The sequence below is a fragment of the Streptomyces shaanxiensis genome (genome assembly GCF_039537145.1).
In the GTDB taxonomy this organism is placed as follows: domain Bacteria; phylum Actinomycetota; class Actinomycetes; order Streptomycetales; family Streptomycetaceae; genus Streptomyces; species Streptomyces shaanxiensis.
In genome coordinates, this window is the sequence record NZ_BAAAZY010000010.1 from 345,188 (window position 1) to 365,710 (window position 20,523).

The following is a 20,523-nucleotide window of genomic DNA, read 5'->3' on the forward strand; positions in this document are numbered from 1 at the left end:
CCGTGCACCGGAAAACCCAGGACACCGACAGAATCGAGACCCACAGACGACGCCTGCCCTTCCGCAAGGCAGTCGCGCTGTTCAGCGGCGCGCTGTTGGCAGGCGCAACCCTCACGTTCACCGCACCCCCGGCCGGCGCAGCCGGAGCCGACCAGGAAGCCGCGGCCGCCGAGGACTTCCAGCAGGTCACCCTCGCCAAGGGCGAACCGGAGGTCGGCGAGCCCATGTCGCTCGCCGTCCTCCCGGACCGCTCGGTCCTGCACACCTCACGGGACGGCGAGCTGCGTCTGACCGACGCGGCCGGCAACACCAAGCTCGCGGGCAAGCTCGACGTGTACACCCACGACGAGGAAGGCCTGCAAGGCATCGGCGTCGACCCCGCATTCGCCGAGAACCGCTTCATCTACCTCTACTACGCACCCCCGCTCGACACACCTGCCGGTGACGCCCCCGAGACCGGAACGGCAGCCGACTTCGCTCCCTTCGACGGAGTCAACCGCCTCTCCCGCTTCGTCCTGAAGACCGACGGCACGCTGGATGCAGCCAGCGAGACGAAGATCCTGGACATCCCGGCTTCCCGCGGCCTGTGCTGCCATGTCGGCGGTGACATCGACTTCGACGCGGCGGGCAACCTGTATCTCTCAACGGGCGACGACACCAATCCGTTCCAGTCGGACGGCTTCACCCCGATCGACGAGCGCTCGAACCGCAACCCGGCCTTCGACGCCCAGCGTTCCTCCGGCAACACCAACGACCTGCGCGGCAAGATCCTGCGCATCAAGGTGAACGCCGACGGTTCGTACGCGATCCCCGACGGCAACCTCTTCGCGCCGGGCACCGACAAGACGCGCCCCGAGATCTACGCGATGGGCTTCCGCAACCCGTTCCGCTTCAGTGTCGACAAGGAGACCGGGATCCTCTACGTCGGCGACTACGGCCCCGACGCCGGCGCCGCCGACCCGGCGCGCGGACCGGCCGGGCAGGTCGAGTTCGCCCGTGTCACCGGCCCCGGCAACTACGGGTGGCCGTACTGCACCGGTGACAACGACGCCTACGTCGACTACGACTTCGCGACCGGCCAGTCCGGCGCGGCCTTCGACTGCGCCGCACCGAAGAACACCTCGCCGAACAACACCGGCCTGACCGACCTTCCCCCGGCTCAGGCCGCCTGGATCCCGTACGACGGCGGATCCGTGCCCGAGTTCGGCACCGGCTCCGAGTCCCCGATGGGCGGCCCGGTCTACCGCTACGACGCCTCGCTCGACTCGCCGGTCAAGTTCCCCGAGGCCTACGACGGGAACTTCTTCGCCGGGGAGTTCGGCCGCCGCTGGATCAAGCGGATCGTGAGCGACGACGCCGGGACCGTGCAGTCGATCAACAACGTTCCCTGGACCGGCACCCAGATCATGGACATGGCCTTCGGCCCGGACGGTGCGTTGTACGTCCTCGACTACGGCGTCTCCTGGTTCGGCGGTGACGAGCACTCGGCCCTGTACCGCATCGAGAACGCCACCGACGGCCACTCGCCCGTGGCGCAGGCCGCGGCGAGCAGGACTTCCGGGACGGCGCCGCTGAGGGTGCAGTTCTCGTCCGAGGGCACGACCGACCAGGACGGCGACGCCCTGACGTACAGCTGGGACTTCGGCGACGGCGGCAGGTCGACCGCGGCGAACCCGTCGTACCGCTACAAGAAGAACGGCACCTACACCGCGACCCTGACCGCCAAGGATGCCTCCGGCCGCACCGGCAGCGCGAGCGTGCAGATCGTGGTCGGCAACACCGCGCCCAAGGTGACGCTGGAACTGCCGCAGGACGGGCAGCTGTTCAGCTTCGGCGACGCGATCCCGTTCAAGGTGAAGGTCACCGACCCCGAGGACCGGATTATCGACTGCTCCAAGGTCAAGGTCACCTTCATCCTCGGCCACGACAGCCACGGCCACCCGGTGACCTCGGCGAACGGCTGCACCGGCACGATCCAGACCAGCGCCGACGGCGGTCACGACGAGGACGCCAACATCTTCGGGGTCATGGACGCCGAGTACACCGACGGCGGAGGCGGCGGCCAGGCCCCGCTCACCACGCACGACCAGAACGTCGTCCAGCCCAGGCATCGCCAGGCCGAGCACTTCGGCAACGGCTCCGGCGTCTCGATCATCACCAAGGCCACCGCACACGGCGGCCGGACGGTCGGCGACATCAACAACGGCGACTGGATCTCCTTCACGCCGTACGCCCTGGGCAACGCCAAGAAGATCACCGCCCGGATCTCCTCCGGAGGCGCGGGCGGCACCATCGAGGTCCGTGCCGGGTCCTCGACGGGCACCCTGCTCGGCAAGGCGACCGTGCCGGTGACCGGCGGCTGGGAGACCTTCCAGGACGTCACCGCCGACCTGTCCCGCGCGCCGAGGGGCACGACCACGCTCCACCTCGTCTTCAAGGGCAGCGGTTCGGGCGCCTTGTTCGACGTGGACGACTTCACCTTCACTACGGGCTGAGAGGAGGAACGGAGGATGCGTATGCGTCCAACAGGTCGACTGACAACGGCAGTTGTGGGAGCGGCCGTACTCCTCGGCTGCGTCTCGGGACCGGCGGCGTCACAGCCGCCGCGACCCGGTGACGACGGCAAGCGGGTGCTGGTCTTCTCCAAGACGGCGGGCTTCCGTCACGACTCCATCCCCGACGGCGTCGCCGCGGTGAAACAGCTCGGCGAGACCGGCGGCTTCACGGTCGACGCGACGGAGGACGCCACGGCCTTCACCGCCGGCAACCTGCGCCGCTATGCCGCGGTCGTGTTCCTGTCGACGACCGGAGACGTCCTGGATGCCGCCCAGCAGAGGGCCTTCGAGGGCTACATCCGGGGCGGCGGCGCGTATGTCGGCGTCCACGCGGCCGCCGACACCGAGTACGACTGGGAGTTCTACGGCGGCCTGGCCGGCGCCTACTTCCAGTCGCACCCGGCGATCCAGCCGGCGACGGTCGACGTCGAGGACCACGCCCACCCCGCGACATCGGGTCTGGCGCAGACGTGGAACCGGACGGACGAGTGGTACAACTACCGCTCGAATCCCCGGGAGAGGGCACATGTCCTCGCGTCCCTCGACGAGTCCTCGTACACCGGCGGCACCATGAACGGCGACCATCCGATCGCCTGGTGCCAGAACTACCAGGGCGGCCGCGCCTTCTACACCGGGGGCGGCCACACCAAGGAGTCCTACTCCGAACCCCAGTTCCGTCAGCACCTGCTGGGCGGAATCCGCTGGGCCATCGGCGACGCCCAGGCCGACTGCCGCCCGGAGAACGGCTACGGCGCACTCTTCGACGGCACGCAGGCCTCGCTGGACGACTGGCGACAGGCGGGCCCGGGCTCCTTCGCCCTGTCCGACGACGGCACGCTCACGTCGACCGGCGGCATGGGGATGCTCTGGTACGCCGGACCGGGCTTCGGGGCGTACTCCCTGAAGCTCGACTGGAGGATGGCCGGCGACGACAACTCCGGTGTGTTCGTGGGCTTCCCGCCCTCGGACGACCCGTGGTCGGCCGTCAACAACGGTTACGAGATCCAGATCGACGCGACCGACGCCGCCGACCGCACCACCGGTGCCGTCTACGGCTTCAAGTCCGCCGACCTGAAGAAGCGCGACCGTGCGCTGAACCCGCCGGGGGAGTGGAACACGTACGAGATCCGCGTGGAGGGCGAACGCCTCCGCGTCTATCTCAACGGCGTGAAGATCAACGACTTCACCAACACCGACCCGGCCCGGAGCCTCATCGACGGACACATCGGCATCCAGAACCACGGCGCCGACGACGAGGTGTCCTTCCGGGACATCCGGATCAAGGAACTGCCCGTGAAGTCCGCGAAGTCCTCCGGAGCCATGGCTTCGCACGGAGCCGCGGCTTCGCAGGGCGACTGAGCGACGGCGGGCGGGGGACGCCGGACTCCCGCTCGCCGTCTTCACCCCACCGGGCCTCGCCGAGGGGCCCGGCCCATGGGGCTCACAGAGCCAGGGGTCGCCCATGAGGCTCACAGAGCCAGGAGCCTGGCCCATGGAGCTCACAGAGCCAGGGGCCAAGCCGCTGGGGCTCACATACGACGCGCTCGACAAGGAGGCTGCCATGTCCGGGTCCGTTTCCCCGTCCGCATCACGCGTCGGCGTCTGGCTGATCGGGGCGCGTGGCTCCGTCGCCACGACCGTCGTCGCCGGGTGCGCGGCCGTCACCGCGGGCCTGCACCCTCCGACGGGCCTGGTCACCGAGACGCCGATGTTCGCGGACAGCGGCCTGCCCGCGCTGTCGTCCCTCGTCTTCGGCGGCCACGACACGGTCGACTGCCCCCTGCCCAAACGGGCGGAGGCCCTTGCGGCAGGCGGCGTCCTGCCCCCGGGACTGCCCGCGGCGACACGGACCGAACTCGCCGCCGCGGACCGGGAGATCAGGCCCGGCGGTCCGCTCCCCGGGGACACGCGCGACGCGGAGGACCTGATCGCCGCCTTCGCCTCGGACATCCAGGACTTCAAACGGCGATGTGGCCTCACTCGGGCGGTCGTGGTGAACGTGGCCTCCACCGAGCCCGCGCTCACCGAGCCCGCGCCCATCGGGGCCGCCCTGCCCCCGAGTTCGCTGTACGCGGCGGCAGCGCTCCGCGCCGGCTGCCCCTACGTCAACTTCACGCCCTCGACGGGCCTGAACCACCCGGCCCTCGCGCCCCTGCTGACGTCGACCGATCTGCCGTTCGCAGGCCGCGACGGCAAGACGGGGCAGACACTTCTCCGCTCGGTCCTGGGCCCGATGTTCAGCCAACGGGCGTTGGCGGTCCGTGCTTGGTCCGGCACGAACCTGCTCGGCGGCGGCGACGGCGCCGCCCTTGCCGACCCGGCCGCCGCGGCGGCGAAGAACGCGGGCAAGGAGAGGGTCCTGACGGACACCCTCGGCACACCTCCCGAGGGCGAGGTCCACATCGACGACGTCCCCGCCCTCGGTGACTGGAAGACCGCCTGGGACCACATCGCCTTCGACGGCTTCCTCGGCACCCGCATGATCCTCCAGACCATTTGGCAGGGCTGCGACTCGTCCCTGGCAGCACCGCTCGTGCTCGACCTGGCACGCCTGACGGCACGCGCCCACGAGTCCGGCCTGTCCGGACCGCTGGGTGAGCTGGGCTTCTTCTTCAAGGATCCGGTGGGGGACGGGCCGTCGGCACTGGGGGAGCAGTACGCGGCACTGGGACGGTTCGCGGAGCGGTTGCGGGGAGCGGATGCCCGGCCGCTGGACGACCGTCCGGGGCGCGTTGGTGGGCGCCGGGGCGGCGACCGTTCCGAGGAGCAGTGGTGAGGGGGCGCGGGGAGCGGTGCTCGTCTTGGTCGGGCGATGGGCGGCCCGATGAGGGGTTGGGGGGAACGGAGGTCGGCAGGGATGAGGGCGCGCGCTCGGCGGCGGCCGTGGCCACGTCGGCCCTGGTGCCACGGATGCCGCCGGGTAGTGCCGACGCGGCCCGCCCGACCGCGGCACGGAACCTGCGCCGCCGATCCCTGGCCTGGGCCGAACTCCTGCGCCTCCCCGCCCTGTTCACCGTCCCCGACGACGCCCTGGCAGGCGCCGCCGCGACCGCCGCGCGTCCCAACTCCTCGTTCGTCTGCTTGTTCGTCGCGGGTCTCGCCCCGCTGGGCCAACGGTTCGGAAGGCAGGTGAGCGTCACATGAGCCACACGACGTCCGTCCCGACGCGGCCCACCGAGGCACGAGGTTCCGGCGGTGCTCCGCACAGCACCAGCCCCGAGGACGCCATCACCCTCTCCCACGAGCACACCGTCACCCCCCTCCGCTTCGGCTACGGCACCAACGGCCTCGCCGACCTCCGTCTCGACGACGCCCTGACCCTGCTCGCCGACCTCGGATACGCCGGTGTCGGCCTGACCCTCGACCACATGCACCTCGATCCACTGGCCCCCGACCTCGCCGCCCGCACCCGCCGCCTCGCGCAGCGGCTGGGCACGCTCGGTCTGGACGTCACCGTGGAGACCGGCGCCCGCTATGTGCTCGACCCGCGTCGCAAGCACGGCCCCTCCCTGCTGGACCCCGACCCGGACGACCGTGCCCGCCGCGTCGACCTGCTGATCCGTGCCGTCCGGGTCGCCTCCGACCTCGGCGCCCACGCCGTCCACTGCTTCAGCGGGATCACCCCGCCGGGAACGGACCCGGACACGGCCTGGCACCGCCTGGCCGACGCCCTCGCTCCGGTCCTGGACGCCGCCACCACCGCCGGCGCCCCCCTCGCCGTCGAACCCGAACCGGGCCACCTCCTCGCCTCCCTCGCCGACTTCCACCGACTCCGCCGCGCGCTCGGCGAACCGGAACACCTCGGCCTCACCCTCGACATCGGCCACTGCCAGTGCCTCGAACCCCTCTCTCCCGCCGACTGCGTACGCGCCGCCGCTCCCTGGCTGCGCCACGTCCAGATCGAGGACATGCGCCGCGGCGTCCATGAACACCTCCCCTTCGGCGACGGCGAGATCGACTTCCCACCCGTACTCGCCGCCCTCTCCGCCACCGGCTACCAGGGCCTGACCGTCGTCGAACTGCCCCGCCACTCCCACGCGGGCCCCCACTTCGCCGAACTCTCCCTCCCGTTCCTCCGCCGTGCCGAAGCCACGGCCACCGGATCACCCGCACTCGTGCGACCCCACGGCGATCCCTCCGCCACCCCTGAAGGGAGCACCTCATGACCCACCCCCGCACCCGCCCGGCCACCCCAGGCGCGAACACCAAGGGCCCCGCCCTCACCGACACCCCGCCGGCCGTGCAGCCTCCCCCGGGCACCGGACGCCATGCGGACGCCGATGTGGGCGGTGGGGAAGTGGGCGACGCGGGCGACGCCGGCGACGTGGGCGAGGAAGCCCGGTCAGGCCGGGGGCGTCGGGCGGATGCCGCGCGCCGGGCGGGCGTGGAGGCTGGGCCGGGTGTCGAGGGTCGGGCGGATGCGGAGGCTGGCCAAGGCTGGGGGCTTCAGGCGGATGCCGTGCGCCGGGCGGACGTGGAGGCTGGGCCGGGTGTCGAGGGTCGGGCGGATGCGGAGGCTCGCCAAGGAGGCCGGGGGCGTCAGTCTGATGCCGGGCTTCAGGCAGGCTCGGAGGCCGGTCCACTCGCCCCGGGCCAAGCAGGCACGGAGGCTCCCCCAGGCGTCGGCCGTCGGGCAGGTGCCCAGAGCCGGCCGGCACCGCAGGACGCCACCCTCGCCCTCGCCACACCCACCGAGCTGCGCGGACACCTCACCGCCCGCCTCGGCGCCGCCGCCCGCACCTGGCTGCACCGCGCTCTCGGCGAGGCCGCCGCAAACCCCGGCACCCATGGGCCCATCTCAGTCTGGGAGTTGCGCATCGCCGAGGCCGGCCGCCGCTGTGGTCCCGAGCACGCCGACGCTGCCCGCGTCCTCATCCTGCACGCGGCCCGCGCCGACGTGGACGCCCTCACCCGGGTCTACTTCCAGGGCACCGCCGCCGAACGCCGCGCCGTCCTGCACGCACTGCCCTCCCTGGTGCCCGGCCGGGAGGCCCTCCCGCTGGTCGAGGACGCGCTGCGCACCAACGACACCCGGCTCCTCGCCGCCGCGGTCGGCCCATACGCCGCCCGGCACCTCGACCCCCACCAGTGGCGGCACGCCGTCCTGAAGTGCCTGTTCACCGGTGTGCCCGTCGACACGGTTGCCGACCTGGGCCGCCGCGCCCACCGGGACACCGAACTCGCCCGCATGCTCGGCGACTACGCCGCGGAGCGTACCGCCGCGGGCCGCCCCGTGCCCGAAGACCTGCACCGCGTCCTGACCCTCACCGACCCCACGGCCACCCCACCCGCACCCGCCGCCGAGCGCGGCACTCGCGGCACCGACGGCAAGGAGTCCTGATGCGCCTCTTCGACCCCCACATCCACATGACGTCGCGCACCACCGACGACTACGAGGCCATGCACGCCGCCGGCGTCCGCGCTGTCGTCGAGCCCTCCTTCTGGCTCGGCCAGCCCCGCACCTCTCCCGCCTCCTTCTTCGACTACTTCGACTCCCTCCTCGGCTGGGAGCCCTTCCGCGCCGCCCAGTACGGCATCGCCCACCACTGCACACTCGCCCTCAACCCCAAGGAGGCGAACGACCCGCGCTGCGTCCCCGTCCTCGACGAACTGCCCCGGTATCTCGTCAAGGACCAGGTCGTCGCCGTCGGAGAGATCGGCTATGACTCGATGACCCCCGCCGAGGACACCGCCTTGGCGGCACAGCTCCAGCTCGCCGCCGAGCACGAACTGCCCGCGCTCGTCCACACCCCGCACCGCGACAAGCTTGCCGGACTGCGCCGCACCCTTGACGTCGTCCGGGAGTCCGCACTGCCCCCGGACCGTGTCCTCGTCGACCACCTCAACGAGACGACGGTCAAGGAGGCCAAGGACAGCGGCTGCTGGCTCGGTTTCTCCGTCTATCCCGACACCAAGATGGACGAGGAACGGATGGTCGCCATCCTGCGCGCCTACGGACCCGAGCAAGTGCTGGTGAACTCCGCCGCCGACTGGGGCAGAAGCGACCCGCTCAAGACCCGCAAGGTCGCCGACCTGATGCTGGCCGAGGGCTTCGACGAGGACGACGTCGACCGGGTGCTGTGGCGCAACCCCGTCGCCTTCTACGGCCTCAGCGGCCGCCTCACCCTCGACGTCGAGCCCCCGGGGGCCACCCACGAGGGCAACTCCATCCTGCGTGGCGCTCCGAACAACCCCGAAGGGCAGGCCGGCACACCGAGCGAGCGGGTCGACCCGACCGGCGCCCCGGTCTCGGGAGCGTGAGCCATGCGCTTCCGCCACCCCGACGGGTCCACCGTCCACCTCGCCTACTGCACCAATGTCCACCCGGCCGAGACCCTCGACGGCGTCCTCGCTCAACTCCGGGACCACTGCGAACCCGTCCGCCGACGGCTCGGCCGCGATCGCCTCGGCATCGGCCTGTGGCTCGCCAAGGACGCCGCGCACGCCCTCGTCTCCGACCCGTCCGCCCTGCGCGGTCTGCGCACGGAACTCGACCGGCGCGGCCTCGAGGTCGTCACGCTCAACGGCTTCCCCTATGAGGGCTTCGGCGCCGAGGAGGTCAAGTACCGCGTCTACAAGCCGGACTGGGCCGACCCCGAACGCCTCGAGCACACCACGGCCCTGGCCCGCGTCCTCGCCGGCCTCCTCCCCGACGACGTCACCGAGGGCAGCATCTCCACCCTGCCCCTCGCCTGGCGCACCGCTCACGACGACGCCCGCGCCGAGACCGCCCGCGCCGCCCTGCTCACGCTCGCCGAACGCCTCGACGCCCTGCAGGAGTTGACCGGCCGAGACATCCGCATCGGCCTGGAACCCGAGCCCGGCTGCATCGTCGAGACCACCGCCGATGCCATCGCCCCGCTCACCGGGATCGGCCACGACCGCCTCGGCATCTGCGTCGACACCTGTCACCTCGCCACCTCCTTCGAAGATCCGCACACCGCCCTGGACGCGCTCGCCGAAGCCCGCGTCCCCGTCGTCAAATCCCAGCTCTCAGCCGCCCTTCACGCCGAACACCCTCACCTCCCGGATGTCCGGGAGGCACTCGCCGCCTTCGACGAACCCCGCTTCCTGCATCAGACGCGCACGGCCACCGCCGCCGGTCTCCGCGGCACCGACGACCTCGACGAGGCCCTCAAGGGCGACTCCCTGCCCGACGCCTCCCCCTGGCGCGCCCACTTCCACGTTCCGCTCCACGCGGCACCCGCCGCGCCCCTCACCTCCACACTCCCGGTCCTCAAGGCCGCACTCACCCGGCTCGTCGGCGGCCCCACCCCGCTCACCCGGCACCTCGAGGTCGAGACCTACACCTGGCAGGCCCTCCCGGCCGAACTGCGACCCCGCGCCCGCAGTCAGCTCGCCGACGGCATCGCCGCCGAACTCACCCGCGCCCGGGACCTGTTGACGGACCTCGGCCTGAAGGAGCTGCCATGACCGAGCGACCGGATCCAGCAGTCCCGGCCTCACCGCGTGGCCGCCCGGCACCCCGCCCGGACGTCACCGCCATGCGTCGCCCCACCCCTCTCCTCGTCCTCGACGTCGTCGGCCTCACCCCCCGTCTCCTCGACCACATGCCCCACCTCAAGACGCTCGCCCAGTCCGGCTCCCACGCGCCGCTCGGCACCGTCCTGCCCGCCGTCACCTGCGCCGCCCAGTCCACCTTCCTGACCGGCACCCACCCGTCGGAGCACGGCATCGTCGGCAACGGCTGGTACTTCCGTGACCTCGGCGACGTACTCCTGTGGCGCCAGCACAACGGCCTGGTCGCCGGCGACAAGCTCTGGGACGCGGCTCGCCGCGCCCACCCCGGCTACACCGTCGCCAACATCTGCTGGTGGTACGCCATGGGCGCCGACACCGACATCACCGTCACCCCCCGTCCGATCTACTACTCCGACGGCCGCAAGGAACCCGACTGCTACACCCGGCCGCCCGCCCTGCACGACGAACTCACCGAGAAACTGGGCACCTTCCCGCTCTTCCACTTCTGGGGACCCGGAGCGGACCTCGTCTCCAGCCGCTGGATCATCGACGCGACCCGCCACATCATCCGCACCCGGCACCCCGACCTGGCGCTCTGCTACCTCCCTCACCTCGACTACGACCTGCAGCGCTTCGGCCCCGACGACCCGCGCTCGCTGAAAGCGGCCGCCGACCTGGACGCGGCCATGGCTCCGCTCCTGGACGACGCCCGAGCGGAGGGCCGTACCGTCGTCGCGCTCTCGGAATACGGCATCACCCGCGCGGACCGACCCGTCGACATCAACCGGGCCCTGCGCCGCGCAGGACTGCTGGAAGTGCACACGCAGGACGGCATGGAGTACCTCGACCCGATGGCGTCACGAGCCTTCGCCGTCGCCGACCACCAGATCGCGCACGTCTACGTACGCCGATCGGAAGACCTCGACGCGACCCGGGCCGCACTGGACGGACTGCCCGGCATCGAGCAACTCCTCGACGACGAGGGCAAGAAGGTCCATCGTCTCGACCATCCGCGCTCCGGCGAACTCGTCGCCGTCGCGGAGCCGGACGCCTGGTTCACGTACTACTACTGGCTCGACGACAACCGCGCTCCCGACTTCGCGCGACTCGTCGAGATCCATCGCAAACCCGGCTACGACCCGGTCGAACTCTTCATGGATCCCCTCGACCCCTACGTGAAGGTCAAGGCCGCGACCGCGCTGGCCCGCAAGAAACTCGGCATGCGCTACCGCATGGCGGTCGTGCCCCTGGATCCGTCACCTATTCGCGGCAGCCATGGCCGCCTTCCCGCGAGCGACGACGAAGGTCCGCTCCTCATCTGCTCCACCCCCCGCGCTGTCGGCGACCGCGTCGCGGCCACCGATGTGAAGTCACTTCTGCTCCAACTCGCCGGTCTCGGCTGACGGGTCACGGCCGGCACACAGCAGCTCGCCGGTCTCACCGGCCCGTCTCTTCCGACTGGTCCCCAGTGAAGCACTCACCACTGACAACGGCCTTCGATCCCAAGGAGTTCCAGGCATGAGCCGCTTTTCCCAGACGGATCCCGAACTCACCCACCGCCTCACCAGACGAGGCATGCTCGGGGTGGCGGCGGGCAGCACGGCCGCTGCCCTGCTGGGCGCCGCAGCCCCGGCGACCGCAGCCCCCGCCGCAGGCACCGCGTCCGCCCCCGCCACCGGCACAGCCTCCGGCACCGCCGGCCGCGGCCGCCCCGTCCTCCCGCCCGGCCGCCTCGGCATCCAGCTCTACAGCCTGCGCGACAAGGTCTCCACACTCGGCTTCGCCCCTGTCTTCGCCGAACTCGAGAAGTACGGCTACGACGAGGTCGAGTTCGCCGGATACACCCAGGGCTCGGCCGGTCCGATCACCCTCGCCCAACTGAAGCGCCTGGCCCGCAACCACGGCCTGAACCCGATCGGCAGCCATGTCGGCTACTACTCCAGCGACCCGGGTGCCTACACCTTCGCCCAGAACCTCACCAAGGTCCTCGACGACGCCCAGGCGCTCGGACTGAAGCACATAGGCACCGCCTCCGGCCCGTTCCGCTACGGATCCACCGTCGACGCCTGGAAGCGTGCCGCCGAGGAGTTCAACACCTACGGCGCGGCGGCCAGGGCACGCGGCATGAAGTTCTACCAGCACAACCACTCCGAGGAGTTCTCCTTCGCCACCGACAACCCCAAGGTCCGCCTCTACGACGTGCTGCTCGCCGAGACCGACCCCGACCTCGTCTACCTCGAAATGGACATCTTCTGGGCGTACTCGGGCCAGTTCCGCTTCTCGCAGCGGCCCGACGGCTCACCCGCCCCCTTCGAGCCGCTGGACTACGTGCTCAAGCAGCCCCACCGCTACCCGCTCTTCCACGTCAAGGACGGCGTGAACGACCCGGCCAACCAGTACGGCTACCGCATGGTCGACGTCGGGGACGGCGACATCGACTACAAGCGGTTCATCTCCGCCGTCACCAGACTGCGCGGGCAGCGATTCGCCCACCACTGGCAGGCGGAGCACGACAACCCGAGCGAGTCCCTCACGTTCGCCCGCCGTTCGAGCGAGCACCTGCACTCGCTGCGGGAGAAGTGCTGATGGCCGTAACGGCATGAGGAGGCCCTCCCCGAAGCGGGGAGGGCCTCCTCATGTTCGCGCCAATTCAGCTCGCTGGATGCGGCGTCGCCGCCCGCCCCGGCCGGCGCAGCAGCAACGCGATCGCCGCCGCCACCATCGACACGCCGCCGGCCAGCGCGTACGCGCCGTCATAGCCCCAGGCCGCGACGACCATGGCGCCCAGGCCGCCGCCGAACAGGCCGCTGATCAGCTTGCCGCTGTAGACGAGGCCGTAGTTGGTCGCGTTGAAGTTCTCCCCGAAGTAGTCCGGGGTGAGCGCCGCGAACAGCGGGTAGAAGGCGCCGCCGCCGAAGCCGGACAGGAAGGCGAAGAACAGGAACAGCCACTCGCTCCTGAGGTCGCCCGCCCAGATCACGCCGAACTGGGCCAGACCCAGCACGACGATCACGAACACCAGGGTCGACTTGCGGCCCCACCGGTCGGACAGCCAGCCCACGACACCGCGGCCGATGCCGTTGATCACTGCCATCACGCCCATCGACGACGCGGCGACCAGCGGACCGAAGCCCACCTCCTTGGCGTAGTCGACCTGGAAGGAGATGCCGAAGACGGACACTCCGGCGGTCAGCACGACGGAGAGCCACATCAGGGGCAGCACGCCCGTCCTGACGGCCTCCCGGGGCGTGTACTGCTTCACCGCCGGAGGGTTCTTGGCCAGGCTCGCCGCGTTCTTCGGGTTGCCCGTGTACGTCAGCGGATCGACGTCCGCGGGCAACCAGTTCTTCGGTGGGTCCTTGAAGAAGAACGCGCATCCGAAGACGACGATCATGATGTAGCAGCCGATCAGGTCCAGCACCCGATGGTAGTTCGCGGTGTCGAACCCGTAGTTGAAGATGAAGATGAACGGCAGTGATCCGTACGCGAACCCGCCATTGACGAATCCCGCAGCCAGCCCGCCGGGAAGGCGATACCGGCCTGGAAGAACACCCAGACGCTGAGGATCCAGAAGGTGTTGCTCTGCGTCCAGCCGTGCGCGTGGGACAGGGTGTCCTCGGCGGAGCCGTACGCGTACTCGAAGACGCCGATGGCCATCATGGCGATCCACGGGAGGTACACCATGATCTTGCGTGGGTGGCCGAGGATGTCCCGGTCGGTCTCGCCTATGCGGTAGACGCGCCCGCGCGCGTCGGTCACCTCACGGTAGGGACGGGGTGCGGCGTCGGATGGTGCGGACGAACTGCTTCCTGCGTACGGATCTGCCGTCATGTCAGGCCATGTCCTCGCCGAGCGGTCGTGGGTTGGGAACGATGCGGCTCTCTTCCTTGTCGCGTCCCGGCGGGCTGAGGAACAGCGCCACGCAGCCGGCGAAGAGCGAGATGGAGCCGGCCAGGATGAAGGCACCCGAGTGTCCCCAGGCACTGACGACCACGGCACCCATGCCCGCGCCCAGACCGGAGACGAGCTTGGCGCTGTAGACCATGCCGTAGTTGGACGCGTTGTTGTTCTCGCCGAAGTAGTCGGCGGTGAGCGCCGCGAACATCGGGAAGATGGCGCCGCCGCCGAAGCCGGAGATCGAGGAGAAGATCAGGAACAGCGGAAGGTTCTTGGCCTCGGCCGACCAGAGGATGCCGTACTGGGACAGCCCCAGGATGACGCACACGGCGAGCAGGCACCGCTTGCGGCCGTACAGGTCGGACAGCCAGCCGATGACGCCGCGGCCGGTGCCGTTGACGATCGCCTTCAGGGACATGGCCGTGGCCACGATCCCGCCCGCGAACCCGGCTTCCTCACCGATGTCCACCTGGAAGGCGATACCGAAGATGTTCACGCCGGACGTGCACGCCAGACAGAACCACATCAGGGCCACCCGGCCGGTCTTCCACGCCTCCTTGGGGGAGTACTGGCGGACCGCCGGCGGGTTCATCCGCAGCGACCGTGCCGCGCGCGGGTCAGCGGGCGGGTTGAGCGGATCGACGTCCGCGGGCCACCAGTTCTTCGGGGGGTCCCTGAAGAAGTAGCCGGAGACGGCGACGATTCCGGCGAGGAAGACACCCACCGAAACCAGCACCCAGCGGAAGTTGGTGAGGTCCATGTAGCCGGTGAAGAGGAAGACGAAGGGCACGGAGCCGTAGGCGAAACCGCCGTTGACGAAGCCGGTCTTGCCGCCCTTGCGCTCCGGGTACCACTTGCCGACCATGTTGACGCAGGTGGCGTACACCATGCCCGCGCCCATGCCGCTGAACATGCTGAAGCCGATGTAGGCGACGACGACGTGTGGCGCGAAGGCCAGTGAGAGATAGCCCATCAGCGTGCCCGTCGCACCGAGCATCATCGCCCAGCGGGCCGGCAGTTTGCCGCTCTCACGCAGCTTGCCCGCGGGGAAGGCCACCGCGGCCTGGAAGAAGACCCACACGGTCATCATCCAGAAGATGTGCATGCTGTTCCAATGGTGCGCCGTGTGCAGGGTGTCCTCGGCGGACGCGAACGCGTACTCGGCCGAGGAGATGCCCATCATGCCGATCCAGGGCAGAATCACCATCCACTTGCGCTTGCGGCCCATGATGTCGATGTCGGACTCGCCGACGCGATAGACGCGTCCGTTCTTGTCGGTCACCTCCCGATAGGCGGCGACCCGTGAAACGTCGGTGGTAGTCACGTTGGTTGCACCCCTTGCGTCGAAAGTTCTGGCCAGCGCCCCCTGTCCAATGCCTTTCGTGCGCGCACGGGTCCCGGGGCCGGCCGACGCGCACCGTCGGCCGGCCCCCACCGCCTCACCTCATGAACCGCCCCCCAACAACCCCGCCGCCCGCGCCCACCGGTACTTGGCGCCCAGCACGGCCACCGGCTTCTCGGTCGTGTACGGGTACGCCACGACCCCCCGCTCGTAGAGGTATTGGCAGGCCTCCTCGACCTCGACGTCGCCCGCGAGCGACGCGACGACGGGCTTCTCCACGCCGCGCTCCCGGAATTCGGCCACCACGCGCGCGGTGAGCTCCGCGAAGACCATCGGGGGAGTGACGATCGTGTGCCAGTAGCCCAGGACCAGCGCGTGGATGCGCGGGTCCTCCAGACCGAGCCGGATCGTCGCCTCGTACGTCGACGGAGGCTCACCACCGGTGATGTCGACGGGGTTGCCCGCCGCCCCGAAGGGCGGGATGAACTTCCGGAACGCCTCGTCGAGGTCCGGCGGGATCTCCATCAGGGACAGGCCGTTGTCGGTCACCGCGTCCGACAGCAGTACGCCACTGCCGCCGGCCCCGGTGATGATCACGACGTTGTCGCCCTTGGGGGCGGGAAGTACGGGCAACGCGCGCGCGTACTCCAGCATTTCGTTCAGCCCCGGCGCCCGGATGACACCGGCCTGCTTGAGGATGTCCTCGTACACGGCGTCGTCGCCGGCGAGGGCTCCGGTGTGTGAGCCCGCTGCCTTCGCGCCCGCGGCCGTACGGCCCGCCTTGAGGACGACGACCGGCTTCTTCGGTACGGTCGCCCGCGCGGCCTCGACGAAGGCGCGCCCGTCCTTGAGGTCCTCCAGGTGCATCGCGATGCACTCGGTGTGCGGATCCTCGCCGAACCAGGTGAGCAGGTCGTCCTCGTCCAGGTCCGACTTGTTGCCGAGTCCGACGATCGCCGACACGCCCGTCTTGGTGGTCCGCGCGAAGCCCAGGATGGCCATCCCGATGCCGCCGGACTGCGAGGTCAGCGCCACCCCGCCCTTGACGTCGTACGGCGTGCAGAACGTGGCGCACAGGTCCTGCCACGTCGAGTAGTAGCCGTAGATGTTCGGCCCCAGCAGCCGGACGCCGTGCCGCTCGGCGATCTCCATGATCTCCGCCTGGAGTTCGTGCTCACCGGTCTCCGCGAACCCGGAGGGGATCAGCACGGCGTTCGGGATCTTCTTGCGTCCCACCTCCTCCAGGGCCGAGGCCACGAACTTGGCGGGGATAGCGAAGACCGCCACATCCACCTCACCGGGAACGTCCGTGACACTCTTGTACGCCTTGCGGCCCAGAATGTCATCGGCCTTGGGGTTCACCGGATGGATGTCCCCGGCGAAACCGCCGTCGATGAGGTTGCGCATGACCGAATTGCCTATCTTGCCCTGCTCGTTGGAGGCGCCGATGACGGCGACCGACGACGGCTGCATCAGTCGGCGCATGGAGGTGAGGATCTCGTCGCGCGAGTAGCGGCGCCGTGGCTTCGCGGGCGCCTCGGAGAGGATCACGCGGATGTCGGCCGCGACCGCCCCCTCCGCGGTCGCGATCACCGGGTTGAGGTCCACCTCGGCTATCTCCGGGAAGTCCGCCACGAGCTGCGAGACACGGCGGATCTGCTCGGCGATCGCCCACCGGTCCACGGCCGCCTGGCCGCGCACCCCGCGCAGGATCTCCGCCGCCCGGATCGAGTCCAGCATGGACAGCGCCTCGTCGGCGGACACGGGAGCGAGCCGGAAGGTGACGTCCTTGAGGACTTCGACCAGCACTCCGCCGAGCCCGAAGGCGACGACCTTCCCGAACGTCGGGTCGGTGACCGCGCCGACGATGACCTCCTGCCCCTTGGGGAGCAGTTCCTGCACCTGCACGCCCGCGATGCGGGCATCCGCGTTGTACGCGCGCGCGTTGTCGATGATTTCGTGGAACGCGGTCCGTACGTCCGTCGCCCCCTCGACGCCCACGATCACGCCGCCCGCGTCGGTCTTGTGGAGGATGTCGGGCGAGACGATCTTCATGACGACCGGCCCGCCGAAGCGCGCCGCGTACGCCACCGCCTCGTCGACGTCCGTCGCGAGCTCCTCGCCGGGTACGGCGATGCCGTACGCGTCGGCGACCACCTTGCCCTCGGGCGCGGTCAGCGCCGTGCGTCCCTCGGCTCGCACGGAGTCGAGGAGCGTCCGCACCCGCAGGACGCGGTCTTCGGCCATCACGTCAGATCACTCCGTTCGACTTGAGCAGGCGCAGCTCCTCGTCGCCGAGGCCGAGCTCGCCGATGTAGACCTCTTCGTTGTGCTGGCCGAGCAGCGGTGAACTGGACACCTCGACCGGGGAGTCGGAGAGCTTGAGCGGGCTGCCGACGGTCACGAACTCGCCTCGCTCGGGATGCGGCACGGTGACGACCATCTCGTTGGCCACCAGCGAGGAGTCCTCGATGATCTCCTTGGTCGACAGGATCGGCCCGCACGGGATGTTGTGGGCGTTGAGCCGCTCCAGCACCTCCCACTTGGGCAGGGTCGAGGACCACTCCTCGATCAGCTGGAACATCTTGTTGAGCTTGGGCAACCGCGCCTCCGGCGTCGCCCATTCGGGGTCGTCGGCGAGTTCGGGCCGGCCGATGAGCTCACTGATCGGCTGCCAGCCGACGGGCTGCACGATGACGTACACGTAGTCGTTCGGGCCGCCCGGTGCACACTTGACCGCCCAGCCGGGCTGACCGCCGCCGGACGCGTTTCCCGAGCGGGGAACTTCCGTGCCGAAGTCCTCGTTCGGATATTCAGCAAGTGGCCCATGTGTCAGGCGTTGCTGGTCCCGGAGCTTCACCCGGCACAGGTTGAGTACAGCGTGCTGCATGGCCACGTTGACCCGCTGCCCACGCCCGGTGTTCTCGCGCTGGAACAGCGCCGCGAGAATCCCCGCCACGGCGTGCACTCCGGTCCCCGAGTCCCCGATCTGGGCTCCGGTCGCCAGCGGCGGCCCGTCCTCGAAACCCGTGGTCGACATCGACCCGCCCATGGCCTGCGCGACGACCTCGTACGCCTTGAAGTTGGTGTACGGGCCGTCCCCGAACCCCTTGATGGAGGCATAGACGATACGCGGATTGATCTCCTGGATGCGGTCCCAGGTGAAGCCCATACGGTCGACCGCGCCCGGTCCGAAGTTCTCGACCATGACGTCGGAGCGCCGGATCAGCTCGGTGAGGATCTCCTTGCCGCGCTCGGTCTTGGTGTTCAGGGTGATGCTCCGCTTGTTGCAGTTGAGCATCGTGAAGTAGAGGGAGTCGACGTCCGGGAGGTCACGCAACTGCTTGCGCGTGATGTCACCGGTCGGCGCCTCCAGCTTGACGACGTCCGCGCCGAGCCAGGCGAGCAGCTGGGTCGCGGAGGGCCCGGACTGGACATGGGTCATGTCCAGGACGCGGATGCCTTCGAGAGCCTTGGTCGGCGTGCCAGTCATGGAGGCCACCTCACTTGTACATGGTCTGGTTCATGGTTCCGGGGGCGTACGCGTCCGGGTCGACCCAGACGTTGATCAGCGACGGCTTCCCGGACTCTCGGGCGCGCCGCAGCGCGGGGCCGATGTCGGCGGGGTCGCGGACCTCTTCGCCGTAACCGCCCAGCATCTGCGCGAACTTGTCGTAGTGGACGTCGCCGAGGGTGTTGCCGACCCGCTCGCGCTCCAGGCCGTACTTCTGGGCCTGGCCGTAGCGGATCTGGTTCATGGAGGAGTTGTTGCCGACGATGCCGACGAAGGGGAGGTCGTAGCGGACGAGCGTTTCGAAGTCCCAGCCGGTGAGGGAGAACGCGCCGTCGCCGAAGAGTGCGACGACCTCCTTGTCGGGCCGCGCCTGCTTGGCCGCGAGCACGAACGGCACCCCGACGCCGAGCGTGCCCAGCGGGCCCGGGTCCATCCAGTGCCCGGGCGACTTGGGCTGCACGACCTGACCGGAGAAGGTGACGATGTCGCCGCCGTCGCCGATGTAGATCGAGTCCTCGGTGAGGAAGTCGTTGATCTCGCTGACCAGCCGGTACGGGTGGATCGGTGAGGCGTCCGACTTCAGGCTCGGCAGCCGCTTCTCCAGGGCGGTCTGCTCGGCCGCGCGCAGCTCGTCGAGCCACTCCTTGCGCTTCGACGCACCGCCGTTGACGCGTCCGGAGGCGGCCTCGGTCACCGACTTCAGCACCAGCCCGGCGTCGCCCACGATCCCGAGGTCGATGTCGCGGTTCTTGCCGACGGTGCGGTAGTCGAGGTCGATCTGCACGACGGTCGCGTCCGGCGACAGCCGCTTGCCGTAGCCCATGCGGAAGTCGAAGGGCGTGCCGACGATGACGATGACATCGGCGTTGGAGAAGGCGTAGCGCCGGGACAGCTGGAAGTGGTGCGGGTCGCCCGGCGGCAGCGTGCCGCGGCCGGCCCCGTTCATGTACGCGGGGATGTTGAGGGTGCGGACGAGCTCGATGGCAGCCTCGGTGCCGCGCGTCGTCCAGACCTGGCTGCCGAGCAGGATGGCCGGCTTTTCCGCGTGGACCAGCAGGTCGGCGAGCTTCTCGATGGCCTCGGGGTCGCCGGCCGAGCGGGTGGAGGCACGGTAGGCGCCCTCCTTGGGCACGCGCGCCTTGCTCACCGGCACCTTGGCGTCGAGGACGTCGCGCGGGATCTCCAGGAAGGAGGGGCCGGGCGCGCCGTGGTAGCACTCGCGGAACGCCATCGACACCATGTCCGCCGCGCGCGCCGTGTCCGGCACGGCCGCCGCGAACTTGGTGATCGGCGTCATCATGTCGACGTGCGGCAGATCCTGCAGGGACCCCATCTTGTGCTGGGTGAGGGCGCCCTGGCCGCCGATGAGCAGCATCGGGGACTCGGCGCGGAAGGCGTTGGCGACACCGGTGACGGCGTCGGTGGTGCCGGGACCCGCGGTGACGACCGCGCAGCCGGGCTTGCCGGTGATGCGGGCGTATCCGTCGGCGGCGTGGGCGGCGACCTGCTCGTGGCGGACGTCGACGACCTCGATGCCCTCGTCGACGCAGCCGTCGTAGATGTCGATGATGTGGCCGCCGCACAGCGTGTAGATGCGGTCGACCCCCTCGGCCTTCAGCGCCTTGGCAACGAGATGACCACCGGAAATGACGTCCTGGGTGTCGTCGGGCATGGCGAAGTCCTGTCCCTTCGTAGGGGGTTGGAACGGCTCTCGCGGTACATTGCATACAGTC

14 protein-coding genes and 1 pseudogene are annotated in these 20,523 nt (G+C 70.0%); 10 read left to right on the forward strand and 5 right to left on the reverse strand.

The features are described from left to right. Positions 1-2: 2 nt before the first annotated feature. The 10 genes from ABD932_RS15645 to ABD932_RS15690 all read left to right on the forward strand — a co-directional run bounded on the left by ABD932_RS15645 (position 3) and on the right by ABD932_RS15690 (position 12,623). The gene (locus ABD932_RS15645) at positions 3-2,495 is read left to right on the forward strand and encodes a PQQ-dependent sugar dehydrogenase (protein WP_345012987.1); all 2,493 of its coding nucleotides are present in this window, start codon (positions 3-5) and stop codon (positions 2,493-2,495) included. Between the two features lie 21 nt (positions 2,496-2,516). Further along, the gene (locus ABD932_RS15650; protein WP_345012989.1) at positions 2,517-3,914 is read left to right on the forward strand and encodes a ThuA domain-containing protein; all 1,398 of its coding nucleotides are present in this window, start codon (positions 2,517-2,519) and stop codon (positions 3,912-3,914) included. A 202-nt stretch (positions 3,915-4,116) separates the two neighbouring features. After that, complete coding sequence (locus tag ABD932_RS15655) at positions 4,117-5,331, forward strand: inositol-3-phosphate synthase (protein ID WP_345014410.1); 1,215 nt, start codon at positions 4,117-4,119, stop codon at positions 5,329-5,331. Positions 5,332-5,465: 134 nt separating this feature from the next. Further along, positions 5,466-5,699: a hypothetical protein gene (locus ABD932_RS15660; RefSeq protein WP_425587464.1), complete on the forward strand. Its 234-nt coding sequence runs from the start codon at positions 5,466-5,468 to the stop codon at positions 5,697-5,699. Then, positions 5,696-6,721 (forward strand): sugar phosphate isomerase/epimerase family protein, encoded by a 1,026-nt coding sequence (locus tag ABD932_RS15665; RefSeq protein ID WP_345012991.1) that lies wholly within the window; start codon positions 5,696-5,698, stop codon positions 6,719-6,721. The genes ABD932_RS15660 and ABD932_RS15665 overlap by 4 nt, the downstream gene beginning before the upstream one ends. Before the next feature lie 530 nt (positions 6,722-7,251). Then, positions 7,252-7,896: an EboA domain-containing protein gene (locus ABD932_RS15670; RefSeq protein WP_425587482.1), complete on the forward strand. Its 645-nt coding sequence runs from the start codon at positions 7,252-7,254 to the stop codon at positions 7,894-7,896. Further along, positions 7,896-8,816, forward strand: coding sequence for a TatD family hydrolase (locus ABD932_RS15675; RefSeq protein ID WP_345012993.1), 921 nt, complete (start codon positions 7,896-7,898; stop codon positions 8,814-8,816). Before ABD932_RS15670 ends, ABD932_RS15675 begins: the two co-directional genes overlap by 1 nt. Before the next feature lie 3 nt (positions 8,817-8,819). Then, positions 8,820-9,989: a metabolite traffic protein EboE gene (gene eboE / locus ABD932_RS15680; RefSeq protein ID WP_345012995.1), complete on the forward strand. Its 1,170-nt coding sequence runs from the start codon at positions 8,820-8,822 to the stop codon at positions 9,987-9,989. Beyond that, on the forward strand, positions 9,986-11,440 hold the full coding sequence (locus tag ABD932_RS15685) for an alkaline phosphatase family protein (RefSeq protein WP_425587465.1): 1,455 nt from the start codon (positions 9,986-9,988) through the stop codon (positions 11,438-11,440). Before eboE ends, ABD932_RS15685 begins: the two co-directional genes overlap by 4 nt. Before the next feature lie 115 nt (positions 11,441-11,555). Continuing rightward, positions 11,556-12,623, forward strand: coding sequence for a sugar phosphate isomerase/epimerase family protein (locus ABD932_RS15690; protein WP_345012997.1), 1,068 nt, complete (start codon positions 11,556-11,558; stop codon positions 12,621-12,623). Between the two features lie 64 nt (positions 12,624-12,687). Here the strand turns inward: ABD932_RS15690 and ABD932_RS15695 are convergent. From ABD932_RS15695 to ABD932_RS15715, 5 genes and pseudogenes are all read right to left on the reverse strand, one after another. Further along, positions 12,688-13,868: pseudogene (locus ABD932_RS15695) on the reverse strand (OFA family MFS transporter). Between the two features lies 1 nt (position 13,869). Further along, positions 13,870-15,258, reverse strand: coding sequence for an OFA family MFS transporter (locus ABD932_RS15700; protein WP_345012999.1), 1,389 nt, complete (start codon positions 15,256-15,258; stop codon positions 13,870-13,872). A 120-nt stretch (positions 15,259-15,378) separates the two neighbouring features. Continuing rightward, the gene (locus ABD932_RS15705) at positions 15,379-17,523 is read right to left on the reverse strand and encodes an acetate--CoA ligase family protein (RefSeq protein WP_345013002.1); all 2,145 of its coding nucleotides are present in this window, start codon (positions 17,521-17,523) and stop codon (positions 15,379-15,381) included. Positions 17,524-17,527: 4 nt separating this feature from the next. Next, positions 17,528-18,769 (reverse strand): formyl-CoA transferase, encoded by a 1,242-nt coding sequence (gene frc, locus ABD932_RS15710; RefSeq protein WP_345013004.1) that lies wholly within the window; start codon positions 18,767-18,769, stop codon positions 17,528-17,530. 10 nt (positions 18,770-18,779) lie between these two features. Then, positions 18,780-20,462, reverse strand: coding sequence for a thiamine pyrophosphate-binding protein (locus ABD932_RS15715; RefSeq protein ID WP_345013006.1), 1,683 nt, complete (start codon positions 20,460-20,462; stop codon positions 18,780-18,782). Positions 20,463-20,523 lie beyond the last annotated feature (61 nt).

Coding starts and splice junctions, on each gene's coding strand:
- ABD932_RS15690 (WP_345012997.1), top strand. CDS start 11,556: ATGAGCCGCTTTTCCCAGACGGATCCCGAACTCACCCACCGCCTCACC.
- ABD932_RS15715 (WP_345013006.1), bottom strand. CDS start 20,462: ATGCCCGACGACACCCAGGACGTCATTTCCGGTGGTCATCTCGTTGCC.
- ABD932_RS15650 (WP_345012989.1), top strand. CDS start 2,517: ATGCGTCCAACAGGTCGACTGACAACGGCAGTTGTGGGAGCGGCCGTA.
- ABD932_RS15705 (WP_345013002.1), bottom strand. CDS start 17,523: ATGGCCGAAGACCGCGTCCTGCGGGTGCGGACGCTCCTCGACTCCGTG.
- ABD932_RS15655 (WP_345014410.1), top strand. CDS start 4,117: ATGTCCGGGTCCGTTTCCCCGTCCGCATCACGCGTCGGCGTCTGGCTG.
- eboE (WP_345012995.1), top strand. CDS start 8,820: ATGCGCTTCCGCCACCCCGACGGGTCCACCGTCCACCTCGCCTACTGC.
- ABD932_RS15675 (WP_345012993.1), top strand. CDS start 7,896: ATGCGCCTCTTCGACCCCCACATCCACATGACGTCGCGCACCACCGAC.
- frc (WP_345013004.1), bottom strand. CDS start 18,769: ATGACTGGCACGCCGACCAAGGCTCTCGAAGGCATCCGCGTCCTGGAC.
- ABD932_RS15660 (WP_425587464.1), top strand. CDS start 5,466: ATGCCGCCGGGTAGTGCCGACGCGGCCCGCCCGACCGCGGCACGGAAC.
- ABD932_RS15665 (WP_345012991.1), top strand. CDS start 5,696: ATGAGCCACACGACGTCCGTCCCGACGCGGCCCACCGAGGCACGAGGT.
- ABD932_RS15685 (WP_425587465.1), top strand. CDS start 9,986: ATGACCGAGCGACCGGATCCAGCAGTCCCGGCCTCACCGCGTGGCCGC.